Here is a 16,398-nt window from a genome sequence, read left to right on the forward strand (position 1 = left end):
ATGTTTGAGATATTTACCCAGGATTTTTTCATCAATAGCCTTATTGCGGTAGTTATAATCAGCTTAGTAACTGGTGCTTTAGGATCTTTCATGATATGGCAAAGATTGTCATATTTAGGTGATAGCTTATCACATTCTTCGTTACTTGGTATTGCATTAGCTTTAATTTTAAAAATTAGTCCATCAATCAGCATAATGCTAATAGCAATCATGTTTGCGTTGCTGCTTTCTCTGAATTTTAACAGGCTATATTCTGCTGACACGATATTAAATATCGTTACCAATGTAGTTTTGTCATCCAGCTTGATAATTATGTCCTTTTTACCATCTGGCAATGGTGGCATTATTAACTCATTATTTGGTGATATATTAACGCTGGAAAAGAGCGATATATTATTGATTTTATTAGCTTCAGTAGCAGCTGCTCTGACGTTAATACTTAGATGGCGTTATTGGCTCATGATTTCAATCAATCAAGATTTAGCAACAGTAGAGAAAATTAACGTGAATCTAGTCAGATTAGAATTCCTTATCACCCTTGCTATATTCATAGCAGTTGCTGCTCAACTAATAGGAATATTGCTCATTGCTGCATTTTTGTTGATACCTGCTGCATCTGCAAGACTGATCTCAAAAACACCAATGCAAATGATTATCGTTGCCACAGTCTTTTCAGTGATTTCTGGCGTATCAGGACTAATATTATCTGCAAATTTTGATCTGCTCACAGGACCAGCAATTATACTAACCTCAGCTCTTTATTTAATCGTTGCTTATTTTATAAGGTTGGCGTTGAGTAAGCTTGCTTGACTTGCATTAATTACACAAATACTTCTGTTTGTTTTACGACATGTTTGTAAATGTTTTTTCTATGTCCTACTTTAGTAATAAGTACTTTACGTTCCAAATGATCTATAGAATAAATGATACGGTAGTTGCTAACTCTTATTCTATACTGTCCTTTAAGTATCCATTCAGGTGTATGGCTTAAGAAGCAATAGCCAGTAGGTTTTGAAAAGGATTTAACTTCTTTTGCCTCCAAGTCAAGTACAATGAAATTATCCTCTCAAGAAACATATTTCCCCGTTTCGATTGTGTAAAATATGAAACTTTTCGGTAAACAACGTAATGCCGAATCTGTCGCTCAGCATAGTTGTTTGTCAGTGGAATATTTTCTGGATCGTCCAAAAATTTCCACATCATCAGATCCGATTTCATGATATTTTTTGCTACTCGAGACGCTCCAATTGCCTCGGGTAAATTTGATATATTCTTTAAGTAATATCTCGTTCGCTTGCGTAATTTTCTTGCTCTTCTTATGAACCTTAATGTGTCTATTTCATCCTTTAACAGAGCTTTTTTCAATGCAAATAATTCAGTAGCAACATTCCTTAAATAATACCCCAAAACTTTCACTTCGCTATTCCAACTATGAGACAACCTTTCAAAATCTCTTGCTAAATGTGCCCAACAGACCTGCCTTTTCTTGCTGGAAAAGTAGTTGTAAGCTGCATATCTGTCGGTCACTACTAGGTTGTTATTCTTTCCAAATTTACTATTTTCCAGGACTTTCATCCCTCTTGACTCTGTCAATTTGATCACACTTCCTATTTTGCTCGCAAACATCCAGCACCAGCCCTGTTTACCTTTGTTGTAATGGCTAGTTTCATCGATATGTAAAATTTTGCTCTTGCTTACCTCTTCCTCAATTTGCTCATATGCTTCTTGGCATTTTTCTGCCACTCTAGCCTCGCTATTTGATACACTACCGACGCTGATATCCAGGTTGAAAATGTCCTTTATAATATTTGCCACTTCTTTTTTCGAATTCTTGTAAAATCCACTTAATGCTGCAATTACTGACTTAACTCTTGGACCAAATGTGTCCGCAGTTACTCCTTCTTGTAGCTTGCTACTTTTTCTTTTTCCACATCTTTTGCAACGTCCATGCTCTAGTTGATATTCAACTACATACGGCTTGATTTCCGGCAAATCGACCTTTTGATGAGTATACGGATCTTTTGATACCGCAATTTCTCCTCCGCACTCACACGTATTGGGCAGTTCTATTTTTACCATCTCATCTGCCTCCATTTTAGGGCGGTAACTGCCTTTATGTCCAACCTGTGCTCCTACTTTCCTGTCACTTTTTGGCTTATTTTCCCTCATCTTATATAATTCTTTGGAGCTTGGTATAGATGAATTTTTTGAACTTAAGCCAAGCCTTTCTTTTAACTCAGCGTTTTCGATCCTTAGCGCTTTATTTTCTGCTTTAAGCTCTTCTATTTTTGTTTCTAACTTTTCTATAGTCTGCTTAAACTTTCGCAAAATTCTAAAAGATCAACCATATTACCTCACAGCCACTCTAGTTTACCTTTTAGCATTCCTTGTCTACTCTTTATTTTACCGCCCGGCTGAATGGATACATTTCATTGTACTTGACTTGGAGGCAAAAGAAGTTAAATCCTTTTCAAAACCTACTGGCTATTGCTTCTTAAGCCATACCCCTGAATGGATACTATCTATCAGTTAAAAGCGATAAGCCAACCCAACTTCTAAACCATATATACCAAATCTATTTGTAATGGTTGCAGTAGTGGACTCAACGCGTGTGGTTTCATCAACTTCGCTGCCTCCTTGAGGAGGGGTGTATTTTTCACCTGCTGGTATCTTGATTGTAGGTACAACCCCTTCAAATTCATCATCGAGAATACCGAAATAGCGCAAGCCAGCGAATGCTTGAGTTTGTTCTGTAAGCAGATAATTAACACCAAGTTTTGCTTGATAAGCAGGTGCATATTTTGTTTTGCCTAAAAACTTAATTTTAGACAACCCTACACCAATTCCAACATATGGAACAAGCTGCATTCCTTCTTTATTAAAGTCATGATATACATTAACCATTCCAGCTAAGTTATTAAAGCCTTCATTCTTCATTTTAAATGCAGCCCTAAACTTTGCTCCAACTTCACAGTTTTCATTAATGGTAAGGTCAACTTTTCCACTTCTCCAGGGTGAGTCGCATTTTGCCCCAGTAGAAGTAGCCTTATCGCGGCGAAGCTCAATGTATGTCGCTTTATTTTTGTTCGAATATTCTTCATCGTATAAATTAGTTTGAGAATGCAAATATTCAAGCTCAACTCTAGTGTTTCCAAAAGAACGCCCTATTGCAGCACTGCCTGCAAATCCAGGAACATATTTAGGGTTATATCCTTCTTCCATTTTTTCAGTTTTATTGAAGCTAAATATTCCTTCTGTTATATCTTGATATACATCTTCATTTCCATCAAAAGGTCCTATTGCGTTAAATAGCGCTCCAAAATAATTGGCTTTGACATAAAAGTTTTGTGAATTATTTATCTCTCTCGATGAACAGTTAAGTGATAAGGTAAGCGAAGCTACCAATAAACATACAAATTTCTTACTCATAGTTACAATCCTCATATTAAGCTATTTACATATATATGTGAATTTTTTAACCATCAAGAACTTTTTACACTTGCAAAAAGTAGTGTATACTTTAAATTGAAAAATTACTTTTTTTGATATGCAGGATTTTAAAATACTAGAAAGCCTTAAAATTAGGGCACAAGAAGCTGAAATGGGGGGTGGTGAAGGTAGGATTAGCAAGCAGCATGAGAAAGGGAAATTAACTGCTAGAGAAAGGCTCAGTATATTGCTTGATGAAGATTCATTTGAGGAATATGACAAGTTTGTAAAACACCATGAAACTGACTTTGGCATGCAAAATGCCAATTTTTTAGGTGATGGAGTTGTCATTGGACATGGAACCATTTATGGCAAAAAAGTTTTTGTTTACTCGCAGGATTTTACCGTTTTTGGTGGATCGCTTGGTGCAGCACATGCAAAAAAAATATGTAAAATTATGGATATGGCAATCAATGCCAGAGTTCCAATCATTGGACTGAATGACTCTGGTGGGGCTAGAATTCAGGAAGGAGTGAATTCTCTTGCTGGTTATGGAGAGATTTTCCAAAGGAATGTGAATGCTTCAGGTTTAATACCACAAATCTCCTTAATTATGGGACCATGTGCAGGAGGTGCGGTCTATTCTCCAGCATTAACTGATTTTACCTTCATGGTAAAAAATAGTTCATATATGTTTATAACTGGACCTGATGTAGTAAAAAAAGTTACATATGAAGATGTAACTCATGAGGATTTGGGTGGAGCAAAAATTCATACAAGTAAAACTGGAGTGGCAGACTTTGCATTCAGTAATGATGTTGAAATGTTAAGAGAAATACGTGAATTCTTTACTTTTTTACCAGCAAATAATCAAGAATCACCAAAAACTGTGCCACTTTATAACTACGTTGATGATGTTGATGAATCTTTGAACACTCTGATTCCCAATAATCCTAATACTCCTTACGATATGTATGAACTCATTGAGAAAATCTGTGATGATAAGAGATTCTTTGAATTAAAACCAGATTTCGCTCGTAACATTATTACTGGTTTTGGTAGAATTGGAGGTAGCACTGTTGGTATTGTTGCAAATCAACCTTTGCACCTTGCGGGGTGTTTAGATATTGACTCTTCAAGAAAAGCTGCAAGATTTGTAAGGTTCTGCGATGCATTCAATATCCCTCTCATCACATTGATTGATGTTCCGGGGTTTTTGCCAGGTACAGATCAGGAATATAACAATGTGATACAACACGGGGCAAAATTGCTTTATGCTTACGCTGAGGCAACTGTGCCGAAGATTAGCTTAATTACCAGGAAGGCATACGGTGGTGCGTATATCGTCATGAATTCAAAACATTTAAAGGGTGATATAAATTATGCATGGCCAACTGCTGAAATAGCTGTTATGGGTCCTGAAAGTGCAGTTGAAATTATATTCCGCAATGAAAAAGATCAACAACAAGCACTGATTAAAGAGTATAAAGAAAAATTTGCCAATCCATTTTTTGCTGCATCGCACGGGTTTATTGACGATATTATAGTGCCAAGTAAAACTAGATATCACTTTCATAAAGCATTAGAACTGCTCAAGAATAAGAAAGTAGAAAAATTGTGGAAGAAACATGATAATCTGCCTTTGTGATTTTATGTTAGTTTATGAAGTGTGCCGTTACCAAGACTCGAACTTGGGACCTCGTCATTACCAATGACGTACTCTACCACCTGAGCTACAACGGCAAGTTATGATAATGGATAATACACAAAAGAGTAAAAAAAAGGAAGAGGAGAAGAAAAGGTTGGCAAAAGCTCTAAAGCAAAATATTCTCAAGAGAAAAAAGCAACAACAGAGTAGAAAAAATGCCAGAGTTACCGGAAGTGGAAGTAATTGCTAGCTTTCTGCTTAATAAGATCAAGAACAAACAAATACGTAATGTCATAGTTAATAATTGGAATTTACGCATACCAGTGACAAAAAATATTGACAGTATGCTGAAGGGTAGGGCGATAAACGATATTGAGCGTCGAGGTAAGTATATGATCTGGGATATAGGCGATATAGCGGTAATTATACACCTTGGCATGAGTGGAAAGCTTATATATACTGAGCGTGCGCAGAGTAAGCATGATCACGTAGTATTTTTGTTTTCTGATGATACTTCAGTAATATTTAATGATCCAAGAAGGTTTGGATTAGTTATTGTTTTAAATAAAGAAGAGCAGGTAAAATTTTTTGATAATTTTGGTATAGAACCCCTCTCAAATGAATTTAATGGGGACTATTTGCAGAGAGTATTAAGAAATAAAAAGATGAATATAAAATCAGCGCTAATGGATAATAAGTTAATAGTTGGCATAGGCAATATATACTCTTCTGAAAGTTTGTTTAGGGCGTGTATATCTCCACTTAGGCCAGCACAAGATTTAACTTCTGGAGAATGCGCAAAACTTGCTGCTGAAATAAAAAATACTCTAAATGATGCAATTATTGCCGGTGGCTCAACGCTTAAAGATTATGCACAACCATCTGGATCTACTGGATATTTTCAAAATAGCTTTTGCGTATATGGCAAAGCTCAAAAACCTTGCAAAATTTGCAATAATACCATAACGCTTTTACGCCAAAATGGCCGCAGTACTTATTTTTGTGGCGTATGTCAGATTTGATACATAATCTTTTATATTGGAATTAATATATTATTAAAAACCCGTATCCATTCAGGTATATGGCTTAAGAAGCAATAGCCAGTAGGTTTTGAAAAGGATTTAACTTCTTTTGCCTCCAAGTCAAGTACAATGAAATTATCCTCTCAAGAAACATATTTCCCCGTTTCGATTGTGTAAAATATGAAACTTTTCGGTAAACAACGTAATGCCGAATCTGTCGCTCAGCATAGTTGTTTGTCAGTGGAATATTTTCTGGATCGTCCAAAAATTTCCACATCATCAGATCCGATTTCATGATATTTTTTGCTACTCGAGACGCTCCAATTGCCTCGGGTAAATTTGATATATTCTTTAAGTAATATCTCGTTCGCTTGCGTAATTTTCTTGCTCTTCTTATGAACCTTAATGTGTCTATTTCATCCTTTAACAGAGCTTTTTTCAATGCAAATAATTCAGTAGCAACATTCCTTAAATAATACCCCAAAACTTTCACTTCGCTATTCCAACTATGAGACAACCTTTCAAAATCTCTTGCTAAATGTGCCCAACAGACCTGCCTTTTCTTGCTGGAAAAGTAGTTGTAAGCTGCATATCTGTCGGTCACTACTAGGTTGTTATTCTTTCCAAATTTACTATTTTCCAGGACTTTCATCCCTCTTGACTCTGTCAATTTGATCACACTTCCTATTTTGCTCGCAAACATCCAGCACCAGCCCTGTTTACCTTTGTTGTAATGGCTAGTTTCATCGATATGTAAAATTTTGCTCTTGCTTACCTCTTCCTCAATTTGCTCATATGCTTCTTGGCATTTTTCTGCCACTCTAGCCTCGCTATTTGATACACTACCGACGCTGATATCCAGGTTGAAAATGTCCTTTATAATATTTGCCACTTCTTTTTTCGAATTCTTGTAAAATCCACTTAATGCTGTAATTACTGACTTAACTCTTGGACCAAATGTGTCCGCAGTTACTCCTTCTTGTAGCTTGCTACTTTTTCTTTTTCCACATCTTTTGCAACGTCCATGCTCTAGTTGATATTCAACTACATACGGCTTGATTTCCGGCAAATCGACCTTTTGATGAGTATACGGATCTTTTGATACCGCAATTTCTCCTCCGCACTCACACGTATTGGGCAGTTCTATTTTTACCATCTCATCTGCCTCCATTTTAGGGCGGTAACTGCCTTTATGTCCAACCTGTGCTCCTACTTTCCTGTCACTTTTTGGCTTATTTTCCCTCATCTTATATAATTCTTTGGAGCTTGGTATAGATGAATTTTTTGAATTTAAGCCAAGCCTTTCTTTTAACTCAGCGTTTTCGATCCTTAGCGCTTTATTTTCTGCTTTAAGCTCTTCTATTTTTGTTTCTAACTTTTCTATAGTCTGCTTAAACTTTCGCAAAATTCTAAAAGATCAACCATATTACCTCACAGCCACTCTAGTTTACCTTTTTAGCATTCCTTGTCTACTCTTTATTTTACCGCCCGGCTGAATGGATACGAGTGTGTGCCCATAAACGGCTACTAACTCTCTCCTAAGAAACTCCCTCAATTAGTTCTTCTTGTTGAATCAAGATATAACCAAGTTCCCGTGCCTTCTTGACCAAGTTTTTTACAACTCTCTCTTTATAACATGTTTCATAATATTCCATCCCTTTTTCCACATACTCCTGCCCGTATTTCAACATTTGATAAAAGATACATGCTAATTTTCTTGCCGTCGCAGTAATTGCTTTTATTGGTCCTAGTCGTTTTTTTAATTTCCTACAATACGCACCTAATGCACTCTTACTACCTCCCACAGAATAAGCAGCCATTCTAAAAGCATTTGTAGCGCGGTTAATAACTTTACGAGTTTTTGTTCCTAATACTTTTTCCCCTGTAATCTTATTACCAGGGCTGAGTCCCAACCATGAGGTAAAATGCTTTTCTGATCGCCATTTACTATGATCAATACCAACCTCTGAAATAATAGTTTGCACAGTTAACACATCAAATCCAGGAATTTTGGTAAAATCTGTACCAGTTACCCGATACAATTCTTCACGCAAAGTGAAGTTTGGTCTGCCTCTTCTAGACTTATTTTTTTCCCTACCTAACTCTTTACTTTCATCAGACTTCGTTTCCAATGTTTTATAATAATTTTCTATACTTTTATCACATTCAATTATTTTCTCTTGAAAAAAATTATATGTTTCATATTCTTGCTTTAATACAAACAAATGTTCTTCTCTATAATCGCCTGTTAATGCTTTTGCTATAGTAGCCTTATCATTCTTCATATTCACACTTCTAAATTCAGCTAATTTTTCAGGATTCCTTTCACCTTCTACTATTGCTTTAATAATTTGCATTCCTGTAACACCAGTAATATCGCTTATAACTTTATGTAATTGGATATTCATTTGTATTAATGCCTTTTGCATACGATTGATATGTGTAGATGCATTTTCAATTAGGTTTTTACGTTGCCGAACATAACCACGTAATACACACATTTGATCATCTGGCCTAAATGATCCTTGAATCAATCCATAACTATGTAGCTGTTGAAGCCATTGGCAATCCTGGACATCTGACTTTCTTCCTGGCACATTTTTTACATGTCTTGCATTTGCCAGCTTTACCTCAAGTCCATATGTTTCAAGTACTTGGAACAAAGGAATCCAGTACACTCCTGTTGATTCCATAGCTATTGTAGTAACTTTGCACTTCTTTAACCACTTTGCTATATTATGAAGGTCTTCTGTAAAGCAGCTAAATTTTTGTATACGTTGCTCATCTCTTCCCTCTGGCACACATACATAATGTACAGCTGAACCAATGTCTATTCCTGCTGCGTTAGGGTTCATTACTTCTAATTTACTTTTTTTTGCTTTTTTCATGGCTTTTTTCATGATAGCTCCTATAATTTATAATAAGTAAAGCGCTTCAGCTTGGGGCGGTTGATAATACAATCTCCTAACCGAGGTAGTCTAAAAGACTCCATCAATGATCTGACCGTTCCTCCAAAACCACGCTAAACGACGGGCACTTATGGCACCAGTGAAGATTACGGTTATAACTGCAGAAGCGCTTCCTATAATTATACTTAAAAACTACTAAAAACTTAAATTGGGAGTTTTTTCCTGATTTGACAGATTTTTCTGTTCGGTGCTAAACTCCTAAGAAACTCCCTCAATTAGTTCTTCTTGTTGAATCAAGATATAACCAAGTTCCCGTGCCTTCTTGACCAAGTTTTTTACAACTCTCTCTTTATAACATGTTTCATAATATTCCATCCCTTTTTCCACATACTCCTGCCCGTATTTCAACATTTGATAAAAGATACATGCTAATTTTCTTGCCGTCGCAGTAATTGCTTTTATTGGTCCTAGTCGTTTTTTTAATTTCCTACAATACGCACCTAATGCACTCTTACTACCTCCCACAGAATAAGCAGCCATTCTAAAAGCATTTGTAGCGCGGTTAATAACTTTACGAGTTTTTGTTCCTAATACTTTTTCCCCTGTAATCTTATTACCAGGGCTGAGTCCCAACCATGAGGTAAAATGCTTTTCTGATCGCCATTTACTATGATCAATACCAACCTCTGAAATAATAGTTTGCACAGTTAACACATCAAATCCAGGAATTTTGGTAAAATCTGTACCAGTTACCCGATACAATTCTTCACGCAAAGTGAAGTTTGGTCTGCCTCTTCTAGACTTATTTTTTTCCCTACCTAACTCTTTACTTTCATCAGACTTCGTTTCCAATGTTTTATAATAATTTTCTATACTTTTATCACATTCAATTATTTTCTCTTGAAAAAAATTATATGTTTCATATTCTTGCTTTAATACAAACAAATGTTCTTCTCTATAATCGCCTGTTAATGCTTTTGCTATAGTAGCCTTATCATTCTTCATATTCACACTTCTAAATTCAGCTAATTTTTCAGGATTCCTTTCACCTTCTACTATTGCTTTAATAATTTGCATTCCTGTAACACCAGTAATATCGCTTATAACTTTATGTAATTGGATATTCATTTGTATTAATGCCTTTTGCATACGATTGATATGTGTAGATGCATTTTCAATTAGGTTTTTACGTTGCCGAACATAACCACGTAATACACACATTTGATCATCTGGCCTAAATGATCCTTGAATCAATCCATAACTATGTAGCTGTTGAAGCCATTGGCAATCCTGGACATCTGACTTTCTTCCTGGCACATTTTTTACATGTCTTGCATTTGCCAGCTTTACCTCAAGTCCATATGTTTCAAGTACTTGGAACAAAGGAATCCAGTACACTCCTGTTGATTCCATAGCTATTGTAGTAACTTTGCACTTCTTTAACCACTTTGCTATATTATGAAGGTCTTCTGTAAAGCAGCTAAATTTTTGTATACGTTGCTCATCTCTTCCCTCTGGCACACATACATAATGTACAGCTGAACCAATGTCTATTCCTGCTGCGTTAGGGTTCATTACTTCTAATTTACTTTTTTTTGCTTTTTTCATGGCTTTTTTCATGATAGCTCCTATAATTTATAATAAGTAAAGCGCTTCAGCTTGGGGCGGTTGATAATACAATCTCCTAACCGAGGTAGTCTAAAAGACTCCATCAATGATCTGACCGTTCCTCCAAAACCACGCTAAACGACGGGCACTTATGGCACCAGTGAAGATTACGGTTATAACTGCAGAAGCGCTTCCTATAATTATACTTAAAAACTACTAAAAACTTAAATTGGGAGTTTTTTCCTGATTTGACAGATTTTTCTGTTCGGTGCTAAACTCCATCTGTAAGCCTTTCATCTTAATACACTGTTTTCAACAGGTTTTAAGTTCTCATTGGCATTACTATATATAGCGCACTAGGGTCATCTTCATCAGTAATAACTGCAGCACTATTGCTATCTGAAAGGTCAAGCTTACATTTACTTTTAATGCAAGATAAGGCATCTAGTAAATAACGTGCATTAAACCCTACATCTATAGGGGCATTATCATAATCCACCTCTATAGACTCGGTTGCATCACTGCACTCTTGGGAATTTGAATGCAGAGTTAGTTGATTTTTTTGTAGAGAGAGCTTTATGGATTTAACTTTGTCAGATACTACAACTGAAACTCTATCTATAACGTCCGAAAGTTTTTTGCTTTCAATGATTATATGCTTGTCTTGGAGTGCTGGAATAACGGCTTTATAATCTGGAAAAGTTCCGTCTATTAATTTTGATATGAGAATGTACTCACCACACGTAAATTTAATTTTCCTATCTGAAAGCTTTATATTCACTTCACTGCAATCATCCAGTACTTTTAGCAATTCCATAACGGTTTTACGCGGAATTATTACACCAAACTCGCCTTCAACGTTAGCGGATTTAAGTTTCTTTATACATGAAAGGCGATGACCATCTGTTGCAACACAATATAAAAATTCTTCATCTGTGTGCATGTATATACCATTCAGGTTATACCTCGTGTCATCCAACGATACGGCAAACTTTGTTTTAGTGAGCAAGCTTATTAGATCTGTATTTAGTAAAGTGAAATCGGATTTATAATCATCTTCTTCCAGAGCAGGAAAATTGTTTGAAATAACATTTGGCAAGGAAAAATTTGCATTTCCACAGGATATTAGTAACCTTCCCTGATTATTCACTTCAAAATTGACATCCAAATCAGTTGGTAATTTTTTTACTATATCATGCAGAGTATGCGCTGAAACCTTTACTTCCCCAACTGCTGACACATTTGCAGCAAGTGAGGCAAATATTGAAATATCAAGATCAGTAGCAATCAATCTTATACTGTCCGCTTGTACTTTAATATTTATGCATGCTAGCACATCTATTGCGTTACGCCTTTCAACTACCCCACTTACTTTGGACAATATATTTAAAAGACTTGCACGACTTACGCTAAAGCGCATTTTTTCACTTACAATATCTTTGATTTCTATACCTGCAACTTCTGACATCAACTTGGGCCCTAAAAAAACAACATCTTAAATGATATCTATGTCATGCTTAAAGTAAAGTTTTATTAGACTTCTTCATATATACTAATATATTCACTATTGCAGCTGGGGTAATGCCTTGTATCTGCTTCGCAATGCCAATGGTTGTCGGCTTCACTGCTTGCAATTTTTCGACAACTTCACTTGATAATCCTTTGATTTGTGAATAATTAAAATTGAGCGGAATTTTAGTCTCACTTTCCTCTTGCAGAAACTTCATATCTGCTTCTTGCCTTGCCAAATAAGGTTTATACTTTGCTTCGATTTCAATGATCTGACACGCTTCACTTCTAATTTCATTTAATTCTGGCCATATTTCTCTTAATTTACTCCAATCAATGTTTGGATAGCTTAACAAGTCTAACGCTGTTTTCCTTATACCATCATAAGATACCTTAACGCCGTAGGAAGTAAGTTGTTCTGGAGTAATGGCAAAACTCTCTAGTTTTTCCTCAAGTTGTTTGGTGGATTGAAGTTTGCTCTGCAAGGCAGAATACCTATTACCAGATACCAGGGAAATATCATAACCTTTTTGTGTTAATCTTCTATCTGCGTTGTCTGACCTAATTGTTAGCCTATATTCTGCTCGTGAGGTAAATAACCTGTAAGGTTCAATCACCCCTTTAGTCACTAAATCATCTATCATCACACCAATATATGAATCTGTGCGGTGAAGAACGAAGCTTCTGCCCGAAAAAGATAAAGCTGCATTAATTCCTGCAACAATTCCTTGCCCGGCTGCTTCTTCATATCCTGTGGTGCCGTTAATTTGTCCTGCAAAATATAGACCTTTAATTTTCTTTGTTTCAAGAGTATGAAGCAACTCTCTTGGATCTATATAGTTATACTCTACTGTATACCCAGGTCTTAGTATCTCTGCATTCTCAAGCCCTTTGATACTCCTTATCATTTCAAGTTGAACATCAATAGGTAGTGAATTTGAGATTCCATTTGGGTATATAGTATTGTTATCCAGCCCTTCTGGTTCCAAAAATATTTGATGACTATTTTTTTCTGCAAACTTATTAACTTTCGTTTCAATGGATGGACAATATCTTGGCGCAGTAACACCATCTAAATATGAAGAAGCAGACCTATGAAGGTTTTCTCTGATTATTCTATGTGTATTTTCATTAGTGTGAGTAATGAAGCATGGAACCTGAGTTTGGTTAATTTTTTCTGTTAAATAAGAAAATGGTATAGGTGGATTATCTCCTACTTGCTCCTGCAACATTGACCAATTTATAGTGTTACGATCAAGCCTTGGTGGAGTTCCAGTACGCAGCCTACCAAGTTTAAAATCATACTTTCTTAGTGTATTTGCAAGTTCTATTGCAGGCTTATCTCCCATTCTCCCTGAATGGGTTGTCTGTTCTCCAATATGGATCACACCATGTAAAAAAGTTCCAGTGGTTAAAATAACTTTTTTTGTAAGTATTCGTTCACCTGAGCTTGTTACCACAGCTTTTATATGAGCTTCACCGTTTTCATTATTCTCTATATGGAAATCATCAACAGATTCTTCTTTTACTGTTAGGTTTGTGTAACATAAAATCACTTCCTGTATTGATTTTTTGTATAACTTCCTATCCGCCTGCGCACGTGGCCCCCATACGGCTGCGCCCTTACTGCTATTTAGAACAACTGAGTGGATGCTTGCATTATCAATTGCTCTACCCATTAGTCCATCCAACGCATCCACTTCTCTCACTACAACACCTTTAGCAATTCCTCCAATTGCTGGATTGCAGGACATCTCCCCAATAGTCGAAATTTTATGAGTTATGAGAAACGTATTGGCACCAAGGCGAGCTGAAGCTGCAGCCGCTTCGCACCCTGCATGGCCACCGCCTACCACCACTACATCATATTTTTGCATACTTTAAAGCAATTACTTACCTTCTAATATTCTCATGATCAGCAGTTAGTGTCAAATAAAGGTAGCTATGCTCCCTATAAGACTTAATGCAGGCAAAGATTCCAGTTTTCTTCCCTCCAAAGCTAATCTTATTTCTTCTTACTCTCACTCTTTACTAGAGATGTTTAACAACAACACATCTTTTCATTCCCGCTAAATCATATACATATTCCTGAAAGGATAGCTCGTACGATGGTATGATTTCATCAATATTGTCTTGATCTTCACCTATCTCCAATATTGCAAACCCATTTTTTTTTAGGCACTGTTTCAATATTGGAAAAATACTCAAGTAGCAGCTCAGGCCATCAATACCACCTTCAAGTGCAATTCTTGGCTCATTTTGTACTTCAGCTTGTAAGTCTTTTAGCTTACTTGTTTTAATGTATGGAGGATTGCTAATTATCAAATCAAATGAACCTTCACACTCTGTCCACGATTTTGGAAATACTTTAGCTCTATCAAGTAGATCGTGTCTCTCTACATTCTGGCATGCAACTTTGTATGCTTCAAAGCTCTTTTCAAAACCGATACCACAGGCATACTTATACTCATTTAGTATAGATATTAACAAACAACCTGTACCTGTACCAAAATCTGCAACTTTTAGTTTTTGCCCTTTATCTGGGTAATATTTGAGTGTTGTTGATATTAATGTTTCACTGTCTTGCCTTGGATCTAAAACATGTTGATTAACAATAAAACAACTGTTCCAAAATTCGCGTTTACCTACTATTTGTGACACTGGATGCTTTGCTGCTCTTTTTCTTATTAAATCCCAAAACAGTGATTCTTCTTCTGCTGATATTTGATTAGCATGATTCATAATTATGAATGATCTTTCCACATCAAGCACATGCTGCATAATAACCTCACAGTCAAGATATGGAGTATCAACTTCATGCAACAACAATATCTCTGACCCCTCTCTAATTAATGTACTGATTGTTTTCAATATATAAGGCCTATCAATAAAATAAGATTATACCATAATTACAGTGGGTTTTATAGGAAATGTGAGAGTTGAATAAACATAAAACCCTCCCTTACATATATTGACTAGCTACCAATATCATACCTGAAAAAACCACCAGGCCACTCTAGGAAGTTTAATGCTGAATATGCTTTACTCTTGGCTTCCTCTATTGTATTTCCCTCTGCTACTATGTTTAATACTCTTCCACCATCGGAAATCCAATTACCGCTTGCATCCAATTGAGTACCAGCATGAAATACTAGTACATCTGGCATGGCTTCAATTTTATCTAACCCCTTTATTACTTCGCCCTTTTTGTAATCACCTGGATAACCTTTGCTGGCTACAACAATACAAACCGCAGACTTATCGCTTAATTCTATCTTCTTGGTATCTAAATTTCCTTCTGCAACTGATAATATCAATTTTAGCAAGTCACAATTGGAATCAAGCCTGATTAATATAGATTGTGCCTCTGGATCGCCAAATCTAACATTATACTCAAGAAGTTTTGGGCCATCTTTACAAATCATTAACCCAGCAAATAATATTCCTCTATAAGGTGTGCCCATATTAGCTAGCGCCTGAATCGTAGGATGTATTATTCTCTGAATAATTTTCTGCTCCATATCTTTGCTAATAATAGAAGGTGATGAGTATGACCCCATGCCTCCAGTATTTTGACCTTCATTATTTTCATCAGATCTCTTGTAGTCTTTTGCATACCCAAATGTTGCTACTTTCAATCCATCAATAAGCGCAAAAAAGCTTACTTCTTCTCCTACTAAAAATTCTTCTATAATTATTTCTTCACCTGATTCACCAAATTTCTTTTCTACCAGCATCGTGTCTATTGCTGAAAAGGCCTCATCTTCTGTGTTGCATATTATCACACCCTTGCCTGCTGCAATACCATTTGCCTTAACCACAAGAGGAAATTTCATTCTATTACTTTTTACGAAATTTTTTGCTAACGTTTCGTCGATAAAACGCTCATACTTAGCGGTTGGTATGCCATATTGCTTACATAATTCTTTAGTAAAAGATTTTGATGCTTCAAGCTTTGCAGCCGCCTGATTCGGGGCAAAAACATTTATTCCTTCTGCAGCTAAATCATCAGCAAGTCCATTGATTATTGGCTGCTCTGGACCGATGATCACTAATTCTATGTCTTCTCTTTTGCAGAATTGTATAATATCCATTGAATTGTGAATATTGATATCAACAAGAATTCCAAGATTTTTCATAGCTGGACGACCAGGAGTGATATATAACTCAGTCAACATAGGAGATTTTTTTAAAGCCCAAAGCAGAGCATGTTCGCGTCCACCAGAACCTATAATCAAAACCTTCATCTTTATTTCCTCAATTTTTTAATATG

The 16,398-nt window shown here is 36.0% G+C and carries 11 protein-coding genes, 1 tRNA gene and 2 pseudogenes; 3 read left to right on the top strand and 11 right to left on the bottom strand.

Annotated elements, in window-relative coordinates:
• Nucleotides 1-810 carry a metal ABC transporter permease gene (locus tag HF197_RS01035; RefSeq protein ID WP_168463928.1) on the top strand — a complete coding sequence of 270 codons (810 nt, stop codon included), beginning with the start codon at nt 1-3 and terminating at the stop codon, nt 808-810.
• Between the two features lie 10 nt (nt 811-820).
• Here the strand turns inward: HF197_RS01035 and HF197_RS07620 are convergent, their stop codons facing one another.
• The 3 genes and pseudogenes from HF197_RS07620 to HF197_RS01050 all read right to left on the bottom strand — a co-directional run bounded on the left by HF197_RS07620 (nt 821) and on the right by HF197_RS01050 (nt 3,429).
• Nucleotides 821-1,042, bottom strand: a complete 222-nt coding sequence (locus tag HF197_RS07620; RefSeq protein WP_369800013.1) for a type II toxin-antitoxin system RelE family toxin — start codon at nt 1,040-1,042, stop codon at nt 821-823.
• A pseudogene (gene tnpC, locus HF197_RS01045) lies at nt 988-2,348 on the bottom strand (IS66 family transposase). The gene HF197_RS07620 and the pseudogene tnpC (HF197_RS01045) overlap by 55 nt, the downstream one beginning before the upstream one ends.
• A gap of 181 nt (nt 2,349-2,529) precedes the next feature.
• Entirely contained in the window at nt 2,530-3,429 is a 900-nt protein-coding gene (locus HF197_RS01050; protein ID WP_168463929.1) for a P44/Msp2 family outer membrane protein, read from the bottom strand.
• 118 nt (nt 3,430-3,547) lie between these two features.
• Between HF197_RS01050 and HF197_RS01055 the strand changes: the two genes are divergently transcribed.
• Nucleotides 3,548-5,077 (top strand): acyl-CoA carboxylase subunit beta, encoded by a 1,530-nt coding sequence (locus HF197_RS01055; protein WP_168463930.1) that lies wholly within the window; start codon nt 3,548-3,550, stop codon nt 5,075-5,077.
• A gap of 22 nt (nt 5,078-5,099) precedes the next feature.
• Here HF197_RS01055 and HF197_RS01060 read toward each other — a convergent pair.
• Nucleotides 5,100-5,172, bottom strand: a tRNA-Thr gene (locus HF197_RS01060).
• A gap of 120 nt (nt 5,173-5,292) precedes the next feature.
• Here HF197_RS01060 and mutM point away from each other — a divergent pair.
• Nucleotides 5,293-6,099: a bifunctional DNA-formamidopyrimidine glycosylase/DNA-(apurinic or apyrimidinic site) lyase gene (gene mutM, locus HF197_RS01065; protein ID WP_168463931.1), complete on the top strand. Its 807-nt coding sequence runs from the start codon at nt 5,293-5,295 to the stop codon at nt 6,097-6,099.
• A 64-nt stretch (nt 6,100-6,163) separates the two neighbouring features.
• On the opposite strand, the pseudogene tnpC (HF197_RS01070) reads toward mutM, so the two are convergent.
• The 7 genes and pseudogenes from tnpC (HF197_RS01070) to purD all read right to left on the bottom strand — a co-directional run bounded on the left by tnpC (HF197_RS01070) (nt 6,164) and on the right by purD (nt 16,372).
• Nucleotides 6,164-7,524: pseudogene (tnpC, locus tag HF197_RS01070) on the bottom strand (IS66 family transposase).
• 113 nt (nt 7,525-7,637) lie between these two features.
• Complete coding sequence (locus tag HF197_RS01075) at nt 7,638-8,987, bottom strand: IS110 family RNA-guided transposase (RefSeq protein ID WP_168464853.1); 1,350 nt, start codon at nt 8,985-8,987, stop codon at nt 7,638-7,640.
• A 279-nt stretch (nt 8,988-9,266) separates the two neighbouring features.
• The gene (locus tag HF197_RS01080) at nt 9,267-10,616 is read right to left on the bottom strand and encodes an IS110 family RNA-guided transposase (protein ID WP_168464853.1); all 1,350 of its coding nucleotides are present in this window, start codon (nt 10,614-10,616) and stop codon (nt 9,267-9,269) included.
• 322 nt (nt 10,617-10,938) lie between these two features.
• Nucleotides 10,939-12,084 carry a DNA polymerase III subunit beta gene (dnaN, locus tag HF197_RS01085; protein WP_168463932.1) on the bottom strand — a complete coding sequence of 382 codons (1,146 nt, stop codon included), beginning with the start codon at nt 12,082-12,084 and terminating at the stop codon, nt 10,939-10,941.
• Nucleotides 12,085-12,133: 49 nt separating this feature from the next.
• Nucleotides 12,134-14,002, bottom strand: coding sequence for a tRNA uridine-5-carboxymethylaminomethyl(34) synthesis enzyme MnmG (gene mnmG / locus HF197_RS01090; protein ID WP_168463933.1), 1,869 nt, complete (start codon nt 14,000-14,002; stop codon nt 12,134-12,136).
• A gap of 154 nt (nt 14,003-14,156) precedes the next feature.
• Nucleotides 14,157-14,996 (bottom strand): peptide chain release factor N(5)-glutamine methyltransferase, encoded by an 840-nt coding sequence (gene prmC / locus HF197_RS01095; protein ID WP_168463934.1) that lies wholly within the window; start codon nt 14,994-14,996, stop codon nt 14,157-14,159.
• Between the two features lie 104 nt (nt 14,997-15,100).
• Nucleotides 15,101-16,372 (bottom strand): phosphoribosylamine--glycine ligase, encoded by a 1,272-nt coding sequence (gene purD / locus HF197_RS01100; RefSeq protein WP_168463935.1) that lies wholly within the window; start codon nt 16,370-16,372, stop codon nt 15,101-15,103.
• Nucleotides 16,373-16,398: the final 26 nt, after the last annotated feature.

It is taken from the genome of Wolbachia endosymbiont of Ctenocephalides felis wCfeT (assembly GCF_012277295.1).
Classification (GTDB): Bacteria; Pseudomonadota; Alphaproteobacteria; order Rickettsiales; family Anaplasmataceae; genus Wolbachia.

What these genes read in the sequence shown, in the direction of transcription:
- mnmG (WP_168463933.1), bottom strand. Translation starts at nt 14,002, where the DNA reads ATGCAAAAATATGATGTAGTGGTGGTAGGCGGTGGCCATGCAGGGTGC.
- HF197_RS01050 (WP_168463929.1), bottom strand. Translation starts at nt 3,429, where the DNA reads ATGAGTAAGAAATTTGTATGTTTATTGGTAGCTTCGCTTACCTTATCA.
- HF197_RS01080 (WP_168464853.1), bottom strand. Translation starts at nt 10,616, where the DNA reads ATGAAAAAAGCAAAAAAAAGTAAATTAGAAGTAATGAACCCTAACGCA.
- HF197_RS01035 (WP_168463928.1), top strand. Translation starts at nt 1, where the DNA reads ATGTTTGAGATATTTACCCAGGATTTTTTCATCAATAGCCTTATTGCG.
- dnaN (WP_168463932.1), bottom strand. Translation starts at nt 12,084, where the DNA reads ATGTCAGAAGTTGCAGGTATAGAAATCAAAGATATTGTAAGTGAAAAA.
- purD (WP_168463935.1), bottom strand. Translation starts at nt 16,372, where the DNA reads ATGAAGGTTTTGATTATAGGTTCTGGTGGACGCGAACATGCTCTGCTT.
- mutM (WP_168463931.1), top strand. Translation starts at nt 5,293, where the DNA reads ATGCCAGAGTTACCGGAAGTGGAAGTAATTGCTAGCTTTCTGCTTAAT.
- HF197_RS01075 (WP_168464853.1), bottom strand. Translation starts at nt 8,987, where the DNA reads ATGAAAAAAGCAAAAAAAAGTAAATTAGAAGTAATGAACCCTAACGCA.
- HF197_RS01055 (WP_168463930.1), top strand. Translation starts at nt 3,548, where the DNA reads ATGCAGGATTTTAAAATACTAGAAAGCCTTAAAATTAGGGCACAAGAA.